The sequence below is a fragment of the Fictibacillus sp. S7 genome (assembly GCF_004127935.1).
GTDB lineage: Bacteria > Bacillota > Bacilli > Bacillales > Fictibacillaceae > Fictibacillus_C > Fictibacillus_C enclensis.
This window is the reverse complement of sequence record NZ_QJKL01000001.1, coordinates 3,837,858-3,859,080: the sequence shown is the minus strand read 5'-3', so window position 1 is coordinate 3,859,080 and position 21,223 is coordinate 3,837,858. Positions and strand designations below refer to the sequence as shown.

Below are 21,223 nucleotides of genomic sequence, written 5' to 3'. Positions count from 1 at the left end.
TGTCATTATGCTGAAGTTGAAGGTACGCTTCTTTCTTTTTGGTCCCGTCCTTCCAATTCAAACTTCTCCAGCTTGCCGTCGATTCCTCTCGCCTTTTGCCATTTATCTACAAGAATCACCGCAATCGGACATAAAATGGCCGTTGTCAGTGTGGCGATCGAAATCTGCGCAGTAGCAACGTTTACAATATCCTGGTAGGATTGCGCCTCTGCCGCACTCATCATTCCCGACCCCGCTGCAACCGAAGCAGCGGCCGCAATCGCTGCCGGAGTACCTGCCGCATTTCCTGCCGTCGATGCTTCCGAAACCGGTGCAATGAAGCTTTTTTCTTTAAATAATTTAAATACAAGAATTCCCGTAGATGCCGTAAGAATCGTAGTCATGAGGCCAATGGTTAGACCTGCTGTAACGACTGACGGATTGAAAAAGCTGGCAAGATTCATTCCCGCTCCCAAAGCAAAGGCAAAGAACGGTACAGGCAGAATTTCTCCTGCTTTCAGGAAATCCCGGATATCTTCGTCCAGGTTTCCAAGAATCATTCCGATGGCAATCGGCAGCAGCACGGCAATAAAGGAAATGATCGGAAAGCTTGATCCCAGCAGTCCAAGTGACATGAGTGTAAAAAACGGTCCGTCGTTCAACGAAAGCACCGCCACCGCGCCTACATCGGAACGGTTTCCGTACTGGCCGGTAAGGGCCGCATACATTCCGCCGTTTCCGTTCGTCATGGCCGCAATAATCGCCAGTGTGGAAAGTCCAAACAACCCGTCCATCGGATCAAAGAAATAACCAAACAGCAAACCAACCGCCAATCCGGTGAGATACTTGGAAGTAGTAAGCAGGATTCCTTTTTTCAGTGCTGCTCCTCCAACCCGCAAGTTCATCTGGCTTCCTGCACAAAACAGGAAGAGTGCAATCAGAACGAGCGCACTGTCTTTAAACAGTTCCTGAGAGAAGCCTCCTATGCGCAAAAATTCGTAGTAGCCTTCTTCCGTTTTGGCAACACCGAGCGATTTTAAGAAATTCATCACCGGCTTCAAATGAAGCTGGTCAATAGTATTCAGTAACGCCCCGAACAACAGTGGAACGACCATGAGTCCTCCGGGTACTTTTTCAATCGTTTGTTTAAGTTTCATAGTGTAGAACCCCGCTTTCGCTTGTTGGTTTATTATGAATAAATGTTCGGACAACCTGTTCTGCACTATACTCCAGCAATTGAGATGATTGTTCCATTGCTTCTTGAAGGGTTAGTGGCTGCTGAATGATGCTCGTGATGCTGATGATGCCGTATTGATAGAGAACGTCCACGCCATCGCCGACCGAGCCGGCAAGGATAACGGTTGGAACGTCCTTTTCTTTTGCTTTCTGTGCTACGCCCATCGGCGTCTTACCGGAAGCCGTTTGAAAATCGACCCTGCCTTCTCCCGTTATGACAAGATCAGCTCCATCAAGAGCTTGGGGAAGACCGGCATACTCCGTCACGATATCAACGCCACGCTTCATCTGAGCGGAAAAAAACGCCTGAAAGGCTCCTCCAATCCCGCCCGCTGCCCCGGCTCCCGGCAGGTCATGCAATCTTGTTCCTGTCAGTTCTTCCACTTTATCCGCCCAATGGGAAAGGTTTTGATCCAGCACGTTTACCATTTCTGCTGTTGCTCCCTTTTGCGGGCCAAAAACGGCTGAAGCACCGGATTTCCCGACAAGCGGATTCTCGACATCCGACGCAATGAGGAAGGTACTCTCCTTAATTCTCCGATCAAATCCTGTGTCATCAATAACTTCCAGACAGCTTAGCTCTCCGCCTCCGGAACCGATCTCGGCTCCATTTTTGTCCACCAGCTTCATACCAAGCGCCTGGAGCATACCTGCACCGCCATCATTGGTGGCTGACCCACCGATAGCGAGAATAAAGGAGCGGAATCCATCATCCAGTGCCTGTTTGATCAGCTGTCCGGTCCCAAATGTGGTAGAAGCCAGCGGATTGAGTTCCTCTTGCATAAGCAGGCAAAGCCCTGAGGCTTCAGCCATTTCGATCACACACATGCTGGTATCACCCAATACGCCATAGGATGCGACAACCTCTTGTCCCAGCGGACCGGTTACCCTCACTTCTTTCTTCTTACCGGCAGTCGCGGCAACTAGTGTGTCCATGGTTCCTTCTCCGCCGTCAGCCACCGGCACAAGGACCGTTTCAATTGAAGGATCCGCCTTCTTTATCCCGCGTTCGATCGCTGCTGCAGCTTCCATTGCCGATAAACTTCCTTTATATGAGTCTGGCGCAATAACAATCTTCAACCCTGAACCCCCCTCTTAGAAAACGCTTTCAATATATGGTTGGTTATAGTATACTTGTCTGAAAATTATATATCTATAGATAAAACCTCTATAAATCGCTTTTATTTTTTATAATTTTTTGTAGAAAATAACCAAAGGAGAACGTCATGCTAACGACTGAAATCGCTGAAATGATCGTAAAAGAAACCTCAGCCCGGCTAAACCGCAATGTGAATATCATGAGCAATAAGGGCATCATCATCGCTTCCTGTGATTCATCGCGCCTCTATCATATTCATGAGGGTGCCCTGGAAGTGCTGCGAAGCGAACAGCCTTTTACCGTTCCTCTGGACCACGATGGTAAATGGAGAGGCGCCCAGCCAGGGATTAATCTACCTATCGTCTTCGACCAGCAAATTGTCGGGGTCATCGGGATCACCGGAAATCCCAAAGAAATAGAAGATGTGGCCGGATTGGTGAAAATGACGACAGAGCTCATGGTGAAACAGTCGTATATGGCCAGCCAGACGGAATGGCAGCAGCGAACAAAGGATATGATTATCGAGGACTTGCTGAGCGAACAGCCATCCATCGAGCATGTTCTTCGACGGCTTGGCCTTCTGAAGATTGAACTGCCCCCCACCCTCCAGACACTGGTTATTGAACTGGACGAAGGTCAATCCCTGTCTCGTTCGGTGCTTATCCAGCAGCTGGAAAAGGCTGCGGGATCGGATCATTGCCTGGCAGGATTTGTTCACACCAAACGATTGTGTATGGCCTTTTCTTATCAAAAAGAAGACGAAGGAAAAAGAAAGCAAGAGGCGGTCCTGCAGCTATTGAAATTCCACCATTTCAAGTTCCGAATAGCCTGCAGCACACCGTTCTCCACTCTGGAATTATTTCATCAATCGTACACAGACTGCATCCTTGCTCTTGAAATCGGTGATCCGCAGGAGGAGGTGCTTTCGTTCGCAAAGCTTGAAGCCCAGGCGCTGATCCATCAGTTGAACCCTGTTGCAGCTGCCAGGCTTTCACGCCGTGTACTGCTAAACTCTGTGCTTTCATTAACCGGCACACTGCAGTGTTTTTTGGATCACCATCTGAATTTGCAGCAAACCGCAGACAGCCTCCATATTCACCGGAATACACTCATTTACAGACTAAACAAAATAAAAGAAGAAACGGGTTATGATCCCAGGAAGTTCAAGGATGCCTTTGCCCTTCAAATGGCACTCTGGATTCTGGAAAAAAACTAAAAATGGAAAGAACACATCCACAGTTAGGACGCTCTTTCCTTGTTTCGGCCCGCCAGTATTTTGCAAAGGAGGAGAATAAGATGAAGTATGAAAAAGTGATGATTGCGCTTGACGGCTCAGAAGGAAGTCATCAAGCCCTGCAATATGGTGCAGAACTGGCAAAAAGCACAGGAAGCGAGTTGACGCTCGCCCATGTTTTGGCTGAACCGGCCTACCCGCTTTATGGGGAAGGGTTTACAATGGCAGCCTACAAGGGATCAGTCGAGCAGGAAGTAAGGGACGCCGCAGCTTCGGAAAAAGGACAGGGCGAAACGTTATTGGAGGAAGCAAGAAATACAGCATTACACTATACAGACCATGTGAAAACAGAAATTCTTGAAGGGGATGCAGCAAAGTCGATTTGTGACTATGCAAAAGTTCATGATATGGATCTGATCGTCATGGGAAGCCGGGGACTGAGCGGGCTGAAGCGTATGGTCCTGGGCAGTGTAAGCCAACAGGTGTTATCCGAAGCGGAATGTCCAGTGCTCGTAACTAAGTAAAGAGAAAGAAAAGCTTGCAGACTAGTAAACTAGCTGCAAGCTTTTTCGGGTGCATACAAAATCAGATTAGTCGTGCAGTACTTTATCCAGGAGAATTCGTGTTGGAGCATCAAAAATACCTGTATCCTTCAGCTCTGGATATTTCTTTTGAAACTTGAGGACTGCCGCTTTGGTTTTCGGGCCATAAATGCCGTCCACACTGAGAGAAGATCCAATTTCATTCAGTGCTTTTTGAAGAATTTTTACCGCATTCCCCTTGCTGCCTTCTTTCAACACGATTTCCGGAAAGCCGTAAGAGTTCACTTTTTCAGACAGAGCAGCATGCGTTTTTTTTCCATAGATCCCATCCGGAACCAATTTTGCACTCTTTTGAAAGGCAATGACGGCTTTCTTTGTATTTGGGCCAAAGATTCCGTCTGTTTTCAACCCTGCATTCATCACTTTATTTAATGCCCATTGAAGGATTTTCACGTTTTCTCCATGGTCACCGGATTTCAGAACTCCTGACTTTGGCAGTTGAAATATGGAGTAATCTGGGGCGGTCTGGGCACCGGCCACAGAAGGAACTCCCATAAGCAATGCAGAAGCAGTTAAAACAGAAGCAATCATTTTTTTCATTTTTTAAGACCCCTCTCTTTTTATCACCCTGATTATTTGGATTACACCTTATTAGTCGATCAAAGCCAATAAAAGTTACACTGAAAATTGGTAATTTCAAAAACAAAGGAAGTGAGAGTTTGACGATTATAAAAAACCAAAGAAAGCTTTACATTTTGGCTGCCGTGCTTCTCGTAAGTCTGGCCGGACTGGGATGGTATTACTTGTCAACAGCTTCTGTAACCGAGGAGGTCGAAGCCACAGAACCAGGAGGGGAAGTCCCCTATAGCACACTGATCGATTCCACCCATCAGTACTATAATAAAACGCTTTGCTATGACAAGGACGAAACGATCAACTGGGCGGATCAGCAAACTCACGCCATTGAACTGGTGAATGAAATCCGTTCTGTTACGGTAAAAAGTGAAACGGTAAAAAAAGATTTCCAAAATGCCAGAGAGCTGGCTGAAATAGTGTCCAAAGAGAAGGACAAAACAGCATTGCTTTACTTGCACAGAATCTTTCATGATCTGGACAAGGCCGTTAATCATTACAAACAAAAGGATGATTTCGGATACACCTACACCGGAACGGGCAAACGTCTATTTGGCGGCGGTGTTAACAAAGTCGAGCATTACCTTGCCGAAAATAAAAAATGAGGGTTTTACAGGAAGAGCTTGAAAAGAAATAGCCCAACGATGAGATCCCCCGCTAATGTTCTGCGGGGGATCTTTTAATTCAGGAAAAATTAGTAAATTAGACTGATGTAAAATTTTTGAAAATTAAAACAAATTACCCACTCCAATTCTATTAATATTTGCTATTATTGTTGTAAATTGTAAAACATTGTTGAAGGAAGGAGGTCAGGGGGGTCTGACATCTTGTAGCTTCAGCAGACTGAAAACTAAAAATATTTTTAAGGGGTGTCAATATGAAGAAAATGACAGGTGCTCTTGTTGGTATTGCATTAGCTGGCGCTTTATTGATTGGTGGCTATATCGCGGAACACTCAGCCGTACCGAATGCCGAACACGGGAAAACATTTTCTACAACGAATGGGTAACCAGAGCGTTGCCAGGTGCACACCCAGAACTTCACATAGCATTCAGGGAAGAGAGAGCGGTCTCCTTCCCTTTTTTAGTTGGACATAAAAAGTAGGAGAAAAGGAACGGATGAATTTTCTATTAATTGCGTCAATTGACTCAATCGTTAAAAAGCCCAATATGCTAAGATTGTGTTAAAATGTAAATTTATGCAAAAAGGTGGGGCGAATGTTATGGAAATAGAGTTGACGAGTACGGATCAGATGATTCAGCTGTTAAACAGCTGGTACCGTGAAATTCTTTCACAAAACCTCGTAGAATCCCGCAGACTCAAGCTGGAGATTGACGAAAAGATTGAAAACATGGAGATTGATCCTACCCAGACTCTTTTTATCTATTACTCTTTATTATGCTTCAGGTATCAACTGCTGATCGACGATTTATGGGAGGCCAGGTATACCCTGAACCATCTGAATGAAGGGCAGAAAAGAGAAACCGACGACTTTTTATCTTATTACTTTCACTTCTTCAAAGCCATTTATGCTACAGAAACCGGAAATTACCTGGAAGCGAAGCTTCACTACCAGCTTGCTGAAAAACGTTTAAATCAGTTTACCGATGACATTGAAAAAGCAGAGTTCAACTATAAAGTCGCCACCTTTTATTATCATATACGGCAGCCTCTGCTTGCCGTCCGCCATGCCCTTAAAGCCAAAGAGTATTTTGAGGACAAGTCCGGTTATGAAGTGAAGCTTGCCGGCAGCGAAAACGTCATCGGCCTGGCCTCCACTTCATTAAAACAGTTCAGGGAAGCTGAAGATCATTTTCTCTCTGCACTCGACATTCTTCGTTCCAGCACGCTGAAAAAAGAACCGTTTGAACTGAAAATCCGCTATAATCTGGGAATGCTGTATGCAGAACAAAATTACTCTGAGAAAGCGCTCGCTCACTTAAGCGAAGCATTTGAAGAAAAAAACACCGATTTTAAAACTGCCTATCTGATTGCCCGTGAACAAGTAAAGCTAAGAAATTTCGAACGGGCTAATGAGTGGATTACACTGGGCTTAAAAATCGCTCGGAATGCACAAAACGAAGAATATATTCATCACTTTTCCATTTTGAGCGACTGCAATCATTCAGCTACCGCAGAACAGCTTGAAAAAACAGCATCTGATGCCCTTTCCTATTTTGAATCCATGCAGTTGTGGGGTTATGTGCAGGATTATGCGGAAAAGCTTGCCTCCCAATTCTACAGTGTCTCAAATGACAAAAAAGCGAGCAAATACTTTCATATGGCCTATACGGCCAAACAAAAATTACTTAAGGAAGCAGGCAGCTGACATGTTCAGCTGCTCTCTTGCTTTCGGGAGCTTGTGGAGGTCGCTCGATGCGTTACTTGTGGGTTGAGCCGGTTTATTAGTTGCGGTTCAGCACAAAACAGTTACATATCACGTCATTTTCACCAAAACAGCAAACAAAAAGAGGCCGGCGCAAGCCCGGTCCTCTATACAAAACTAGTTTACCAGCTTTCCTTTATTCTCCCAGTAGGCCTTTCTGAGATGAACCTTCTGGATCTTGCCAGATGCAGTCTTTGGCAGTTCGTCGACAAACTTAATGATCGTCGGCGCCTTAAAATGGGCCATCCGGCTTCGCGCAAAGGTGATGAGTTCGTCTTCACTCGTCTCATAACCGTCCCTGAGTACAACTACGGCTTGGGGAGTTTCTCCCCACTTGTCGTGCGGCACGGCAATCACCGCTGTCTCAAGGACAGCCGGGTGATCATACAGCACCGCTTCCACTTCGATGGATGAAATGTTTTCGCCGCCCGAGATAATAATATCTTTTTTACGGTCGGCGATCTCGATGTTTCCTTCCTCATCAACGAACGCCATATCCCCTGTATGATAAAAACCATCGCGAATGGCTTTATGGGTCTCTTCCGGGTTATTCCAGTATCCTTCCATCACCGTGTTGCTGCGAACAATGATTTCACCAATCTCTTTTCCGTTCGGTGCCACTTCATCTCCGTTTTCATTGACCACTTTCACCTCGCTGCCAATAAACTCATAGCCGGCCTTGGCTTTAAGGCGATACTTTTCCTCTGGATCCAAATGTTGCTGGGTGTCCCGGATGATCGAGGTTGTGATCAGCGGAGCAGCTTCTGTCATGCCGTACACCTGAATGAACTCCCACTTCAGCTTTTCTACCACCGCTTTAACAAAAGCAGGAGGCGGCGCGGAACCGGCAATCACAATCCGGATATTTTGTTCTGTTTTGGCTTCCTCCGCCTGCTGATCGGCATACTGAAGCAGTCCGTTTAAAACCGTCGGCGCCATGTGCATTACCGTGACACTGTTCTCTTTCACCTTTTGAAAAATATGAGCTGGCACTACCTTTTTCAAGAACACTTGAGTAGCACCGTTTGCTGTGTAATAAAAAGGCGATCCCCAGCCATTCACATGAAACATCGGCAATACATGCAGAAGCACATCATGATCTGATACACGCAGGTGATGCTGCGTTGTAAGCGCATGCATAAAATTGCTGCGGTGAGACAGCATGACTCCTTTTGGCTTGCCTGTCGTTCCACTCGTGTAAAGCAGTGTGGCCAGATCATTTTCATCCATACCCGGCCGGTCAACGGGATCAGATTCAAAACTGCTGAGCCATTTTTCATACGACCGGCAGGCATCCTGATCCTCTTCCAAACCATGGACGAAAATCGCCTCTAGAGTAGTTAGATCATCAAGAACCGGTTTGATCAGCTGAAGGAGCTCATTATCGACAAATAAAACTCTTGTGCCACTGTGATTGAGGATATACAAATAATCCTCAGGCTTCAGGCGTGTGTTGAGCGGCACCATCACCGCACCCAGCTGCAGCACCCCATAGAACCCTTCATACATTTCGGATGTGTTCGGTGCCAGATAGGCCACGCGGTCACCCTTGTTAATCCCCGCTTCCTGCAACCCGCGTGACAGCTGATTAACCCGGTCGTTTATTTCTCTGTATGTATACGTTCGTTTTTCCCCTACGATTGCTGCTTTCTTTCCATAAACCTTGACGGCACGATCCAAAAACTGAGGCAACAGCATCGGTATATTCAAGAAGTTATCCCTCCATGTTCTAAATTTTCAAAATTTTTATTCATTATACCACAGAACTTAATAAAAAAGACCCGAAAGCCTTTTACAGCACCCGGGTCAGTCTTTTTATTCTTCATCGATTGGTTGACAGGAGTGAAAGGTGCGAGACTCCTACGGGAAAAGCGGGACAGATGAGGCGCTCGCGCCGTTACCGCAGGAGCTTGCGACGAGAACAGTAGGCGTTTACGCCGGTAAGGCTCAGCGACCGCCTGAGGAAAGCGAGCATCCTGGAACGGATATTAACTCCCACAAGTACAAACATGGTTACCTTTTCATAAAATCATACATAGATTGAACTTCCAAATTTTCCGGTGACCCAAAGACAAGCGCCCCATCTTTGCGCTCGAAAAATTGAATCCGCTTTGGCCTTCCCGGAATCAAATCAAAATAGTTATCCGAAAACACGCCCTCGGTATCCGTCGAAAGCCAAACCTGCTTGGCCAGCGTATTCGTTTCAATCATGTATTCACTGTCACTGACTCTTGTTATAGACAGCACCGGTATCTTTAGTTTTAGTTCTTTTCCGGACACAAAATAATGCTCCTTGCAATCTATGACTCTTTCATCTGCAACAAGCTCTGCCTGAAAGACAGTTCCTGCCGGATCCTGTCCATCCAGCAGCTCGGCCGTGGACAGGGACAATATTACGTTGCCTGTGTTCTTATCGAGATTCACAGCATCCTTGAATTCCCTGATGACCTCACCCTGGAAATTCAGCAGCCTCGAAATCAGTGTTCCTTCCACCGGATCCAACTGATCCGAAATCACATGAACATCCACTTTTTCGCTGTTCGTTCCGTCAATGGACACCATAACATCTTGGAAGCTTTTCTTCGCATAATAATGCAGTGCCTTCCAGCGTCCGTAGTAATCCATACTAGCCCATGAGGCTACTGGCCAGCAGTCATTCATTTGCCAGTACAAGGTTCCCATACAATAGGGCTTTTTCCTGCGGTGGGCCTCAATGGCAGACTTAATGCCCTCAGCCTGAAGCACGTGGCTCATGTAAAGGAACGACGGAAAATCCTTCGCTACCGGCAAGTACTTTTCCATGTATTCTTTAATCAGGGCGTTCCCGCGGCCGTTTTTCTGGTGGTGAAGCATCACTTCCGATTCAAGTTCCATATCCTCATCTTCCGCATACTGTTTTACACTTTTATATTCCGGAAACGATTGAAACCCGTATTCACTCATAAAGCGCCCAACATGACTGTTGTATTCCTCAAAGGGTTTAGAGCCGTGCCACACGTCCCAGTAGTGAATGTCACCGCTGCCGGATACATAGTTTGAATGCTGCTGCCGGTCATTGGACCAATCGGCCATCGGCGATGACGGCCAATACGCTATTTCAGGCGAGAGCCGTTGAACGGCTTCCGGCAGCAGGTGATGAAAAAGTGTATCATAGGCTTGCCAGATTTCATCCCTTTGCTCCTGTGAATACTGCTGCTTCCATCCCCATCCCGCTTCCTCATCATATTGGGCCCAGGCAACATCCATCTCATTGTTTCCGCACCATAATGCAATGCACGGATGGTTTCTTAGGCGTCTGATGTTATCCTCCGCCTCGGCCTTGACATTGTCCATAAAAGCCTGGTCGCCAGGATACATGCTGCAGGCAAACATAAAATCCTGCCAAACCAAGATCCCGTGCTGGTCACACAGTTCATAGAACTCGTCGTTTTCATAGATTCCGCCGCCCCACACCCGGAGCATGTTCATGTTCGCCAGTTCTGCACTGATGATTTCGTGTTTGTACCGCTCATAGGTCACTTCGGTAACAAAGCTGTCGTTTGGAATATGGTTGGCTCCCTTGGCGAAAACCGGTACTCCGTTTAATTCGAAGTAAAAGGAAGCGCCTTGTTCATCTTTTTCGCGAACCAGCGTGATTGAACGCAGCCCTGTGCGTACCGTTTTTTCCGTAATCATCTGCTCTTCCTGAACATACGATGCAGTAAAATCATACAAATGCGGTTCACCCAGGCCTCTGCTCCACCAGAGCTTCGGATTGGTGATTTTCAGTTCGATTTCTACCGTATTGGTTCCAACAGCCAATCGTACATCCTGTGATATACTGACTCCTTCTGCTTCTATATGGAGGATGCCTTCAGCCTCTTTTTCCGTTTCAATCTCCACGACAGCGGTCAGTTCGGCGGAAGAGGAAGTAACCTTTTTCTGCTGAATAAAAAGGTCGCTAATCTCTGCCGTTGACCAGCCTGCCAGTTCAACGCTTTTCCAGATTCCGCTCGTCACAAAACGAGGGCCCCAGTCCCAGCCATAATGATACGGCGCCTTTCTCGCGAACACACTTAACGTCTTGTCGCCTACTTCTCCGTCCTCCGAATGGTCATTGACCGCAGGCAGGTTATAACCGAGCTTCTCCTGTTTTACGAGATCTTTTTCAATGGGCGAGCAAAAGCGGATCCGAAGCACATTGTTTTGTTCTTTCAGGTGCTCCTTAACATCCTTTTTCCATACCCTGAACATATTGTCTGTCTTTAGAATTTGCGTATCATTCAGGTAAACATCACCGTACGTATCCAGCCCTTGAAACAGAAGCTCCAGCCGGTCGAGGGAAAGCATGGTATGAGGCACATCAAACGTGGTCTCGTACTCCCAATCTTTCTTATCGATCCATTGAAGCTGCAGCTCATTTTTACCGTAAAACGGATCAGAGATCAGCCTATTTTTTAGTAGATCGGTATGCACACATCCCGGTACTTCGGCAGAAAGCCAGTTCTGTTCATCACATGCCTTGAACTTCCAGTCTTTTAGCTGCAAAGTGCTTTTTGTGCTGGTTGCATTGAAGGACAATTCCTGTGTCATCACGTTCGCTCCTTTTCCTTAAAGTTGTATGGCTTCTGTTTCTGTTGCTTTCATTGAGTCCGCATTAATGGCAGAGACCCTCAGAGATTCTAAATTGAACTCATGCCCTTTTAAAGAATGTATCCGAATGTTTTTTTCCTCACCAGGCAGCAGATCAAAGAAGTTATCCGAGCAAAGCACCTCTTCCTGATCAACATCGATTTTTACAAAACGGGCGAGCTTGTCCGCCCTGACAGTGATGGTATTCTGCTCTCTGCTTTCTTCAATTTCCAGGTGTGCCTCCGGATAGTTCATCTCCTTGAAATCCCGCAAATAGTATCTATTTTCCGGAAACGCTCCATTTCTTGAAGAAAGGCAAACAATCACTTCACCCGCGTTTTTCCCCTGAAGGATTTCCTCCTCTGTAAATTTGAAAAGGGATAAAACACTGTTTCCTTCCGATTCAAAATCCAGTTTCCGCGAAAATACGGTTTCTCCATTAAAATCAAGAACTTCCAGCGTCACCGAGTCGTTCACCGGCTGCAGCTGATCATTGATCACCGTGAGTTCAATGTCGCTGCCGGGATCATGGTCAAGCGTAACAAGAACAGGGGCAAAGAACCTTTTGGCATAATAATAGGACGCTTTTGGCAGGAGTTCATAATCGACCATGGACCAGCTGGTGCCCGGCCAGCAATCGTTAAGCTGCCAGATGAGCGCACCGCTGGTGTACGGCTTGCGGCGCCTGTAGTGTTCAATTCCGTACTTCAGCCCTTCTGCCTGGGTCAGCATCGAATAGTTCATATACTCTTCAATGGTATCCGGCACTCCGGTGAACCCTTCCATAAGAAGAATCCCTTTTTCATGAAAATGATCTTTGTTCCGGTAGGACATCTCTGCACTTTTCCAATAAAACTCGCCTTCTGGAATGTATTTGGACAAGGTATGAGAGTTGGAAGACGCATGCATGCCAAACTCGCTCGAAAAGAGGGTATAATCCTTTTTGTACTGTTTAAAAGAAACCCCTTCAAGCGAAATGTCCTGAATGACCGGCTCTCCTTTTTTTCTTGGCTCGACATTTCCGTGCCAAACCACCCAGTTATGGCGGTCACCCACCGTTTCATCATCGAGGTCGCTTTCTCCCGAACTTCCAAAGGGGGAGCTTGGCCAATACAGCCTGCCAGGATCGAGCTCTGTGAGCAGCTCTGGAATCACTTCATGATATATGCGCTCTCCGTAAAATGGTGTGGTAATCTCGCCGTCCGAATGCTTGCGGTCATAAATCCAGTCGATCTCGTTATTGCCGCACCAGATCGCCAGACATGAGTAATTCCTCAGCCTTTTTATGACCTTCGTGATTTCGTCCTTCACATTGAGCATAAAATTCCGGTTGTAATCAGGATAAAGGGCGTTGGCAAACATGAAGTCCTGCCAAACAAGCAGTCCTAACCGGTCACATTCTTTGTAAAAGATATCCTTTTCATAGATGCCGCCGCCCCAGACACGCATCATATTCATATGAGCGTCCTTGGCCAGTTCCAGAAGCTTCGTATATCTGCTGTCTTCTGCACTGCCGATAAAGCTGTGAACAGGAATCCAGTTCGCCCCCTTGGCAAAAATCCTGACACCGTTCAAATTGAAAGCAAACAGGTTTTCTCCGTTTTCATGGGTTAGTTCCACCTTAATTTCGCGGATGCCAAAGCTCTGTTCATGAACATCAAGGACCGCTCCGCTTTCATCCTTCAGTTCTATTCTTAATTGATACAGGTATGGGTCGCCAAGGTCGTGCGTCCACCATAGCTTCGGCTGAGGCACCTCCATTGTGGTTCTGCCATTACGGTAGAGCACATCTGTTTCTGAGGTGACCACTTCTGTTCCGGACCGGAGTTCGACCGACAGGGACAGCGTTTCTTTGTTTTTAAACGACTGTTTAATGTCAGCTTCCACCTCGATCAGCGCCTTATCCTCTTCAACTTTCACCGTTTTTGCGTGTACTCCTTCAAGATGGGCTTTTGTGTATTTTTTTAAGGAAACATCCTTCCAAATTCCCGCAGTCACGAGGCGCGGACCCCAGTCCCATCCAAAATTCATTGCAGCCTTGCGTGTCCAGATACGTTCCTTTCCATAACTGCACCAATAATCCTTTTCCTTGTTTTTCATGTGGATGGCGATGGGATCGAATTTAACGGCGATCACATTTTTACCCTGTTGAACCTGCCGGGTAACCTCAAAGGTATGCTCCACCAGCATGTTTTCCGTGATTCCGATTTCTTTTCCGTTAAGAAAAATGGTCGCATACGTATCAAGTCCTTCGAAAATCAGATGCAGATATTCCTCATCCAGGCATTCATCCTCCCACAGAAATGTGGTGCGGTACCACCATTCCTTTTCTTCCACCCAGCTGCTGGCCAGGTCGTTGTGTCCTACAAATGGATCTTCAATGAGCCTTTTCTTCAAAAGCTCGGAGTGAACGTCTCCCGGGACAGACGCCCCCATCCAAAAATGATCGATATAGGATGGAGCTGCTATTTCCAGAGAAGGCACCTTCCCCGGCTCAAACCACTTCAGCTTCCATTCGCCTGATAGCTTCATTTCACATTCTCTCCCTTTCTTCATATGGATTTCTTTCGTGCCCGCCATGGGCGTGAGCCAGATTCCGGTATTGGGTTGGCGTAAGTGTCGTACTTTTCTTGAAGATATGAACGAAGTATTTGTATTCGCGGTATCCTACTCTCTCCGCAATTTCAAAAACGCGGCAAGAGGTTTCCTTTAACAATTTCTTCGCCTGTTCCAGCCGGACCTCGTGTAAAAAGTCATTAAAATGTTTTCCCGTTTCCTGCTTGATCAGCTGACTGAAGTGATTTGGCGAAACATGGATAATGCCCGCTACTTCACCTGCCTTCAGGTCCTCGGCATAATGCTTTTGAATATAAGAAACCGCTTTCTTAATCAGCCAGCGTGATCCTTTATGGGCTGCGCTCTGCTGAAACGAGAAATAAGATGACAGATCCTTTAAAAACAGGTTCTTCAGCTGATTGTAAGAGTTGTATACGGTCGGGTTCACTCCCATTAAAAACTCGAAGCGAACAGCCTTTGGACACCATTCCAAAAGGCTGTGTTCGACAGATGAAATGGCCATACAAATCGCGCCAGCCGTATACCGGCAGTCGGAGAACTTCAGAAAAAGCTGTTCTGCCGCTTCGGCCGTATCATCTGCTTCCAGCTGAAACACCTGCCTCACTTCTTCTTCACATGAAAAAGAACAGGAAGAATCCTTCACCTCCGATGACCAATAAACCGGTTCGGGCTGAAACGGATACCCATCCAGGCCGTGCAGTAATTCCTGATAGCCACTTTTCAGATCCTGACTTACCTCGACAGCAATCATGCACAAGAAGCAGCTGATCCCCGCCTTCTTTTCCAAACCCTTTTGCACCCGGAGGAAATGCTCCTTTTCCTTATCGTCATTTTCTGTAAGGCAAAGGGTAATCAGCCGATTTTGGTCACTGAAAAAAGAGGCACTGATCATATCCTGTGAGTTCAACTCGTTTTCCAGCGCTGCTTTCCACCTCTGTTTCAATTCTTGTTCCTGCTCTGGATTGAGGTTCTCTGTTTTTTCATGATACTGCTGCATCTCACTGCCCAGTAAAAGCAAATGCTTTCCTTCCAGACACGTAACACGGCGGTCTTCCCCATCCATTTCGTGATCGAGGACCGTGTCCGTCAGCAGCCGCTGCAGATGCTGTCTGCACTCTTTTTCAAGGTCATGCCGTCTTTCATTTGATATTTTTTGGACAAGAACCATTAATTCTTCAATGTCCACCGGTTTCAGCAAATAATCCTTTACACCGAGCCGGAGGGCCCGCTGAGCGTATTCAAACTCATCATAGCCGCTGACCATTACCGTCTCTATTCCAGGGGCATTCTTATATACCCATTCTCTCAGCTTCAATCCATCCATGACTGGCATCTTCACATCCGATAAAATAACATCCACTTCAGTTTCCTGCAGAATTTCAATCGCTTCTTCACCGTCATAAGCTTCTCCAACGACTTTTGCGTTGATTTGGCCCCATGGCACGGTTTCCTTCAGTCCCTGCACAATGATGGGTTCATCGTCCACAATCAACACTCTCAGCGTCATAGCCATCACCTTCACTTTTTTCGGCATCAAAAGGAAAAACAAGCCTGACCCATGCTCCCCCGGATTCTTTCTTCCGGATTTCCAGCGCTCCCCGTTCCCCATAAGCGCTAGTTAACCGGTCCAGAATATTTTGAAGGGCAAAGCCTCCTCTCATGGCGGATGCCGCCTCTTCAGGAGAAAATCCTTTGCCGTTATCCATCACATCAATGACCAGCCTGTTTTCTTCCTGAAAACAGCGGATATAGATTTTCCGGATTTTACGCATATTCTCAAATCCATGCTGAAGGCTGTTTTCAATAAGTGGCTGGATCAACTGTTTAAGCACCTGAGCTTCCATAATTCCGGCTTCGCAATACAGCGTGAACTCCAGCTTTTTTCCGAGTCTTCTTTTTTGCAGTGCCAAATAGCTCTGGCTGTAGGTCAGTTCGGCCTCAAGCGTTATCCAGGGCTTGCCCCGGTTCAGGCTGATTCGAAACATTTTGGAAAGCTGTTCGATCAGCTTGCTCGTGTCCATCGCATTCTCAAGCCTGGCTGTCCAGCGAATCATATCAAGTGTGTTGTACAGAAAGTGAGGATTAATCTGGCTTTGCAGAAGCTTGAGGTCCGCTTCCCTGCTGCGGATTTCCATCTTGTATTCTTTTTCAATCAAATGCTGAATCCTCTCCACCATCTTGTTAAATCGTAAGCCCAGCAATCCGATTTCATCCCGGGAATGGACCAGGACATTCGCAGAAAAGTCACCCTTTTCCACTTGCCGGGTCTGCTCCGTCAAACGAACGATCCGCTTAATATTAAAATGGTAAAAACCCGCCATGGCCAGGATTCCAAACAAGGTAAGGACCACCATCATCATGATGATCGAATCCATGATCTTCTTTAAGCCTTCCGCTACATTCGCCTTGTCGACAATGGCGACAAGAACCAAATCTGTTCCTTCAAGCGGCTGGGTGACCACATGGTATTGCTCTGATTCTTTTTCGTAAAGAAAGGATCCTCCCTGTTCTTTTTGCTGCAGCGTCTTATTCATAAACTTCTTATCGGGATACGTTCTGCCAATCAATGATGGATCATGGTGAAGGACAACTTTTTGATTATGGTCCAACACAAAGGTTTGCTGAAGACTTTTTGAATCGGTTTCAATGATCTGGTACAGCTTGGCGGCATCCAGCCGGATGGTCACCAGGCCGATCGGCCTGGTGACATTGTTGATATCATTGATTACCCTGAACAAGCTGACGACCTTTTTCTTTCGGCCCCAATCATCTGTAATCGTATAGGCCTCGCTCCAAAATACTTTGCCATAAAGCGCTTTCGCCTTTCTTTCCCAGACGCCCTCCTCATTCTTCTCCAGCGGAGTGCCGATATGAATCCGGCTGTTATGAAGGCCGGTAAGCGTGATGGAATCCAAATACGGTTTGGAATTCAAATGAAAAACCGCATAGCCGTTGATCCGTTCTTCCAGATGTTTCAGCCGGATCTGGTTCTCCGGGGTACTTGGTGTTGTTAAAAAGGTCCGGAAGTCATTACTGTAAATCATGTAGGAAGAAATATCTTCAATGCTGAGAATGGCAGCTGACATATTGTCTTCCACCTTCTCCAGATGGCTTTTCGTATTGTCGATCGCCTGCAGCTGGATGGCCTGGTTTGCCTGTGAATAAATGAATAAGCTGAAGGCAATCATCGGGATCATCACCAGTGCCAGGAAAATGAATAAGAACTTCCACCTCAGCTGCCAGTCGGGAAAATAGAGAAGCCGTTTCATCGCATCTACTCCTGTTATGCTTCGTATAACACTAGCTTAGCCTTTTACCGCACCGGCTGTCATCCCCTTCACAAGATGGTCCTCAAGCAATAAATAAATGATGATTACTGGGATAACGGCCATCGTAAGGCCTGCCATCTGGGCGCCATAATTGGTGGTGAACTGCCCGGCGAAGTTAGCCAGCCCAAGCGGAAGTGTTTTTAACGAATCATCATTAATCAGCACAAGCGCAAAGGAAAATTCGTTCCAGTTGTTAATGAAGTTCAGGATTATGACTGTAGCCAATGCCGGCCGGGTCATTGGAAGGATGATCGAAAAGAAAATCCGGAAAACACCGCACCCATCCATGATTGCCGATTCCTCAATGTCCCGTGGAAAGGACTTCATGAAGCTAACGAGGATAAAGATCGTGATGGGCAGGTTAAAAGCAATGTACGGTAATATTAATCCAAGATGTGTGTTTAAGAGGCCCAAAGACTTCATGAGCAGAAACATTGGAACGAGTGTGGCATGAATGGGGATCAGCATGCCGAATACAAAGAAGGCGTACACCATCTTTCCCCATTTGAAAGCAAACCGCGCCAGAAAGTAGGACGCGATGGCACCGGCAAAAATCGTTACCGCCACCGCTGCCACGGAAACAATGACGCTATTGAAAAAATAGGTGCCGAGCTTTGCTGTCTCCCAGGCGGTTTTATAGTTATCAAACAGCCATTGCACCGGCAAACCAAACGGGTTCTTCGCAAAATCGATATTGCTTTTAAACGAATTCAGAAACATCCAGAACATTGGATAGGCGTTCACCAGCCCATAGATCACTAGCAAAAGATAAATCAGCGCCTTTTTCGAAAAACGCCTGCCCTTGTTTGATTCTTTTCGAAGCTCGATGTTCTTCTGTTTTTCAGCCATTACATGAGCCATTTTAATCCCCCCTTTTTCTCAGAATAAGAGTAGACAGGTAGACAAGCGCGAGACTGAAGAAAAAGATAAAGAGCGACAGGGTGCTTCCATAGCCATATCTTGTGGAAGAAAACGTCTGGTCAAACATGTACATCGCCAGCACTTCCGTCGTATGGCCAGGCCCTCCCGTTGTCATCACATAAATGAGGTCGAAGGTCCGCAAGCTCCCGCTGATGCAAAGAATAACGGCCACCATGATGGTGTTTCTCATCATGGGCAGCGTAATGTATAAGGTCCGTTTAAGGCCGGACGCTCCATCAATTTTGGCCGCTTCATAAATTTCTTCCGGAATATTTTGGAGTGCTGCCAGAAAGATAATCAAATACAGCCCGATAAACTGCCAGATGATCGTCACACAAACGGAAAACATGGCCCATTTCGGATCTCCCAGCCAGTTCTGCGCCCAGTCGCCAAGACCGATTCCTTCAAGCAGCTGGTTGAAGAGTCCCCTTCTCGAGTTATACATCATCCCCCAGACAAGAGAGATAATGACGGTCGAGATGACAACCGGCATGAAGCCCAATGTTCTGAACACCTTGCCGAATTTCAGCTTGCGGTTGATCAGCAAAGCGAAAAACAAGGCGAGCGGAACCTGACCAAAGACGGACGCGGCCACGACCAGCAGGTTATTCTTCAAAGCTCCCCAGAATACGGGATCATCCAGTGCTTCCTTAAAGTTTGCCAGCCCCACAAACTTCATTTTCGTAAAACCGTCCCAATCCATGACTGAATAATAGAAGGAAAGAATGATAGGAACGATGGCAAATAACAGATAGATGACAAGTGCCGGCGCGATGCCAATTAGGGCCGGCCACTTATAGCGGTTTAACAGATGCATGGTATCCCTCCTTAAAAAGGAGGAAATCAAGCAAGTTTACTTGATTTCCAACTGATCCTTTTACTTTTCTTTATCCACCGCTGCCTGCAGTTTTTTGGCAAGCTGCTCCGGCGTCATCTGACCAAGCGTGACCTCCTGCAGCCCTGAATTGATCACATCGGTAACATCCACCGGAAGAGTGGCATCATAAACCGGTGCGATATGGTCGCCAGTCAGTTCAGATACCTGCTTCAAGGCCGGACTCACACCTTTAGGCGGATCAATATCAGCAGGAACCAAAATATCTGCTTTCATCAAGTCAGTATAGTAGTCTTTGCTGTAAAAGCTTTTCAAGAATTCCTTTGCGGCTTTCAGCTTCTCGCCTTTCAGCTTGCTGTTGAGGGCAATGCCTGTCCCGGTGACAGCAGAAACGGCCTCAGGGTTGCCTTTTCCTCCATCAATGGAAGGGAAAAGGGCAATTCCCAAGTTGCTGTCATCGTCCATCGCCTCAAGAACAGGGCCGAGTGACCATGCGCCATCGATCATCATCGCCGCATCACCCATGACGAACAAGTCTCTGTGCTGGATATTATCAATAGAATTAAAGTCATCGTTAAAGGCCTTCATATCCGCAAGTTCCTTAATTACCCCGACTGCTTTGACGAACTCCGGATCCGTAAACTTCTTTTTGCCATCTAATACATCAGGAAGGAAATCGCTTCCTGTCATGCGGTCACCAATCATAGAAATGTAGGAAGACTGCAGTACCCATTGCGCTTTATTACCAAGCGTGATTGGAATCACGTTTTGCTTTTTCAGATTTTTGATAAGCGTTTTGAAATCTTCATATGTTTTTGGAAATTCCTTATACCCTGCTTTGGCAAGCATCTTTTTGTTATAGTAAACAAGGCTCGTTGGCGTTACGTTCGCCGGCAGTGCATACTGCTTTCCGTCCACGTTGTAATCGGTGAGCTGGTTTTTCTTGATCAGGCCGTCCCAATGGCTCAATATGCTGTTGAGCGGCTGAATCAGCTTGCCGTTTACGAGCGGTGTCAGCTCAGCCCCCGGCCATACCTGCACCAGATCCGGCAGCTGCTGGCCAGCCGCTTGCGTTTTCACCTTGACCTTAAACTGGTCATGAGGAATGTTTTGCTGCTTGATCACAATATTTGGATGTTCCTTCTCAAACTTCTTAACGGCCTTTAGGCTCGCCTTATTTTGTGGGGAAGGATCCGTCCATATGTTCCAAAACGTCAGTTCAATCTTATCCCCGCTTCCTTTGCCCGAAGCCTTTTCGCCATTACCCGAACAGGCCGACATCAGAACCAGCATCAATGCTGAGACAACCAAAAGCGCTCTTGCTCTCAACCGTTTACTCATCTTTTACGCCCCCTCAATCAATTGTTTAAACGATAGTTTAATTGTAAACGGTTTCAAAACCCTTGATAATCCGAAAAAATTAAGATAGCATCCTAATTTTTCACTCGTTTTCTGTTATTTTTGATTTTTCCAAAAATAAAAGATGGACTTAAAGGCTATGATCACACCTTTAAATCCACCTTGCGTTTCTAGCTTTCCAAACTGATTTCCATTTCCAATAAATAAGAACTTAAGCTTTTTCCATGCCGGTCCAGTGAAAGGGACCGGGTTACCCCTCCTCCTAAGGCTTCCTGCATCACAAAATTCATCGCTCCAATTTTAGGAAGCTCATAACGAATTACTTCTCCTTTTACAATATCTTTGAAATGATCTTTTACCCTTTCTGCTGTAACGGCTTGCCTGAGACGCTCGTAATCTTCTGAATGATAGACAATTAAAGAAACGTTTGAAATATTTCCTTTATCCCCGGTGCGGGAGTGAGCCAGCTCTTTTAACTTCAT

General features: G+C 46.4%; 17 protein-coding genes. 5 read left to right on the top strand and 12 right to left on the bottom strand.

Annotated features, from left to right (window positions below; translation table 11 throughout):
• Window positions 1–5: 5 nt before the first annotated feature.
• Together DMO16_RS19730 and DMO16_RS19725 are read right to left on the bottom strand one after the other, a co-directional pair.
• Window positions 6–1,136 carry a 2-keto-3-deoxygluconate permease gene (locus DMO16_RS19730; RefSeq protein WP_061975127.1) on the bottom strand — a complete coding sequence of 377 codons (1,131 nt, stop codon included), beginning with the start codon at window positions 1,134–1,136 and terminating at the stop codon, window positions 6–8.
• Window positions 1,126–2,295 (bottom strand): glycerate kinase, encoded by a 1,170-nt coding sequence (locus tag DMO16_RS19725; protein ID WP_129479641.1) that lies wholly within the window; start codon window positions 2,293–2,295, stop codon window positions 1,126–1,128. The genes DMO16_RS19730 and DMO16_RS19725 overlap by 11 nt, the downstream gene beginning before the upstream one ends.
• 146 nt (window positions 2,296–2,441) lie before the next feature.
• On the opposite strand from DMO16_RS19725, the gene DMO16_RS19720 reads away from it, so the two are divergent.
• Both DMO16_RS19720 and DMO16_RS19715 read left to right on the top strand, forming a co-directional pair.
• Window positions 2,442–3,530: a CdaR family transcriptional regulator gene (locus DMO16_RS19720; protein ID WP_129479639.1), complete on the top strand. Its 1,089-nt coding sequence runs from the start codon at window positions 2,442–2,444 to the stop codon at window positions 3,528–3,530.
• 80 nt (window positions 3,531–3,610) lie between these two features.
• A complete protein-coding gene (locus DMO16_RS19715) occupies window positions 3,611–4,072 on the top strand; it encodes a universal stress protein (protein ID WP_061975132.1) in 462 nt (153 codons plus the stop codon).
• Between the two features lie 66 nt (window positions 4,073–4,138).
• Here the strand turns inward: DMO16_RS19715 and DMO16_RS19710 are convergent, their stop codons facing one another.
• On the bottom strand, window positions 4,139–4,690 hold the full coding sequence (locus tag DMO16_RS19710) for a peptidoglycan-binding domain-containing protein (protein ID WP_061975134.1): 552 nt from the start codon (window positions 4,688–4,690) through the stop codon (window positions 4,139–4,141).
• A gap of 119 nt (window positions 4,691–4,809) precedes the next feature.
• On the opposite strand from DMO16_RS19710, the gene DMO16_RS19705 reads away from it, so the two are divergent.
• The 3 genes from DMO16_RS19705 (at window position 4,810) to DMO16_RS19700 (ending at window position 7,052) form a co-directional block, all read left to right on the top strand.
• Window positions 4,810–5,328 carry a hypothetical protein gene (locus DMO16_RS19705; RefSeq protein ID WP_061975136.1) on the top strand — a complete coding sequence of 173 codons (519 nt, stop codon included), beginning with the start codon at window positions 4,810–4,812 and terminating at the stop codon, window positions 5,326–5,328.
• A 272-nt stretch (window positions 5,329–5,600) separates the two neighbouring features.
• Window positions 5,601–5,732 (top strand): hypothetical protein, encoded by a 132-nt coding sequence (locus DMO16_RS25240; RefSeq protein WP_276203874.1) that lies wholly within the window; start codon window positions 5,601–5,603, stop codon window positions 5,730–5,732.
• 213 nt (window positions 5,733–5,945) lie between these two features.
• Window positions 5,946–7,052 carry a tetratricopeptide repeat protein gene (locus DMO16_RS19700; RefSeq protein ID WP_129479635.1) on the top strand — a complete coding sequence of 369 codons (1,107 nt, stop codon included), beginning with the start codon at window positions 5,946–5,948 and terminating at the stop codon, window positions 7,050–7,052.
• Between the two features lie 174 nt (window positions 7,053–7,226).
• Here DMO16_RS19700 and DMO16_RS19695 read toward each other — a convergent pair whose 3' ends face one another.
• The 9 genes from DMO16_RS19695 to DMO16_RS19655 all read right to left on the bottom strand — a co-directional run bounded on the left by DMO16_RS19695 (window position 7,227) and on the right by DMO16_RS19655 (window position 21,223).
• Window positions 7,227–8,819 carry a long-chain-fatty-acid--CoA ligase gene (locus DMO16_RS19695; protein WP_129479633.1) on the bottom strand — a complete coding sequence of 531 codons (1,593 nt, stop codon included), beginning with the start codon at window positions 8,817–8,819 and terminating at the stop codon, window positions 7,227–7,229.
• 303 nt (window positions 8,820–9,122) lie between these two features.
• On the bottom strand, window positions 9,123–11,681 hold the full coding sequence (locus tag DMO16_RS19690) for a beta-mannosidase (protein WP_129479630.1): 2,559 nt from the start codon (window positions 11,679–11,681) through the stop codon (window positions 9,123–9,125).
• Window positions 11,682–11,699: 18 nt separating this feature from the next.
• Window positions 11,700–14,252, bottom strand: coding sequence for a beta-mannosidase (locus tag DMO16_RS19685; RefSeq protein WP_129479628.1), 2,553 nt, complete (start codon window positions 14,250–14,252; stop codon window positions 11,700–11,702).
• A 1-nt stretch (window position 14,253) separates the two neighbouring features.
• The gene (locus DMO16_RS19680; protein WP_206738139.1) at window positions 14,254–15,831 is read right to left on the bottom strand and encodes a response regulator transcription factor; all 1,578 of its coding nucleotides are present in this window, start codon (window positions 15,829–15,831) and stop codon (window positions 14,254–14,256) included.
• On the bottom strand, window positions 15,773–17,566 hold the full coding sequence (locus DMO16_RS19675; RefSeq protein WP_061975148.1) for a cache domain-containing sensor histidine kinase: 1,794 nt from the start codon (window positions 17,564–17,566) through the stop codon (window positions 15,773–15,775). Before DMO16_RS19675 ends, DMO16_RS19680 begins: the two co-directional genes overlap by 59 nt.
• Window positions 17,567–17,602: 36 nt before the next feature.
• Window positions 17,603–18,487 (bottom strand): carbohydrate ABC transporter permease, encoded by an 885-nt coding sequence (locus DMO16_RS19670; protein ID WP_241840606.1) that lies wholly within the window; start codon window positions 18,485–18,487, stop codon window positions 17,603–17,605.
• A gap of 1 nt (window position 18,488) precedes the next feature.
• Window positions 18,489–19,364 carry a carbohydrate ABC transporter permease gene (locus DMO16_RS19665; RefSeq protein ID WP_061975152.1) on the bottom strand — a complete coding sequence of 292 codons (876 nt, stop codon included), beginning with the start codon at window positions 19,362–19,364 and terminating at the stop codon, window positions 18,489–18,491.
• A 60-nt stretch (window positions 19,365–19,424) separates the two neighbouring features.
• Entirely contained in the window at window positions 19,425–20,723 is a 1,299-nt protein-coding gene (locus tag DMO16_RS19660; protein WP_129479624.1) for an extracellular solute-binding protein, read from the bottom strand.
• Between the two features lie 188 nt (window positions 20,724–20,911).
• A complete protein-coding gene (locus tag DMO16_RS19655) occupies window positions 20,912–21,223 on the bottom strand; it encodes an AtuA-related protein (RefSeq protein ID WP_061975156.1) in 312 nt (103 codons plus the stop codon).

Excerpts from the sequence above, each read along its gene's own strand:
- DMO16_RS19730 (WP_061975127.1), bottom strand. The coding sequence starts at position 1,136 with ATGAAACTTAAACAAACGATTGAAAAAGTACCCGGAGGACTCATGGTC.
- DMO16_RS19720 (WP_129479639.1), top strand. The coding sequence starts at position 2,442 with ATGCTAACGACTGAAATCGCTGAAATGATCGTAAAAGAAACCTCAGCC.
- DMO16_RS19715 (WP_061975132.1), top strand. The coding sequence starts at position 3,611 with ATGAAGTATGAAAAAGTGATGATTGCGCTTGACGGCTCAGAAGGAAGT.
- DMO16_RS19710 (WP_061975134.1), bottom strand. The coding sequence starts at position 4,690 with ATGAAAAAAATGATTGCTTCTGTTTTAACTGCTTCTGCATTGCTTATG.
- DMO16_RS25240 (WP_276203874.1), top strand. The coding sequence starts at position 5,601 with ATGAAGAAAATGACAGGTGCTCTTGTTGGTATTGCATTAGCTGGCGCT.
- DMO16_RS19700 (WP_129479635.1), top strand. The coding sequence starts at position 5,946 with ATGGAAATAGAGTTGACGAGTACGGATCAGATGATTCAGCTGTTAAAC.
- DMO16_RS19690 (WP_129479630.1), bottom strand. The coding sequence starts at position 11,681 with ATGACACAGGAATTGTCCTTCAATGCAACCAGCACAAAAAGCACTTTG.
- DMO16_RS19685 (WP_129479628.1), bottom strand. The coding sequence starts at position 14,252 with ATGAAGCTATCAGGCGAATGGAAGCTGAAGTGGTTTGAGCCGGGGAAG.
- DMO16_RS19680 (WP_206738139.1), bottom strand. The coding sequence starts at position 15,831 with ATGCCGAAAAAAGTGAAGGTGATGGCTATGACGCTGAGAGTGTTGATT.
- DMO16_RS19675 (WP_061975148.1), bottom strand. The coding sequence starts at position 17,566 with ATGAAACGGCTTCTCTATTTTCCCGACTGGCAGCTGAGGTGGAAGTTC.
- DMO16_RS19670 (WP_241840606.1), bottom strand. The coding sequence starts at position 18,487 with ATGGCTCATGTAATGGCTGAAAAACAGAAGAACATCGAGCTTCGAAAA.
- DMO16_RS19665 (WP_061975152.1), bottom strand. The coding sequence starts at position 19,364 with ATGCATCTGTTAAACCGCTATAAGTGGCCGGCCCTAATTGGCATCGCG.
- DMO16_RS19660 (WP_129479624.1), bottom strand. The coding sequence starts at position 20,723 with ATGAGTAAACGGTTGAGAGCAAGAGCGCTTTTGGTTGTCTCAGCATTG.
- DMO16_RS19655 (WP_061975156.1), bottom strand. The coding sequence starts at position 21,223 with ATGAAGTTAAAAGAGCTGGCTCACTCCCGCACCGGGGATAAAGGAAAT.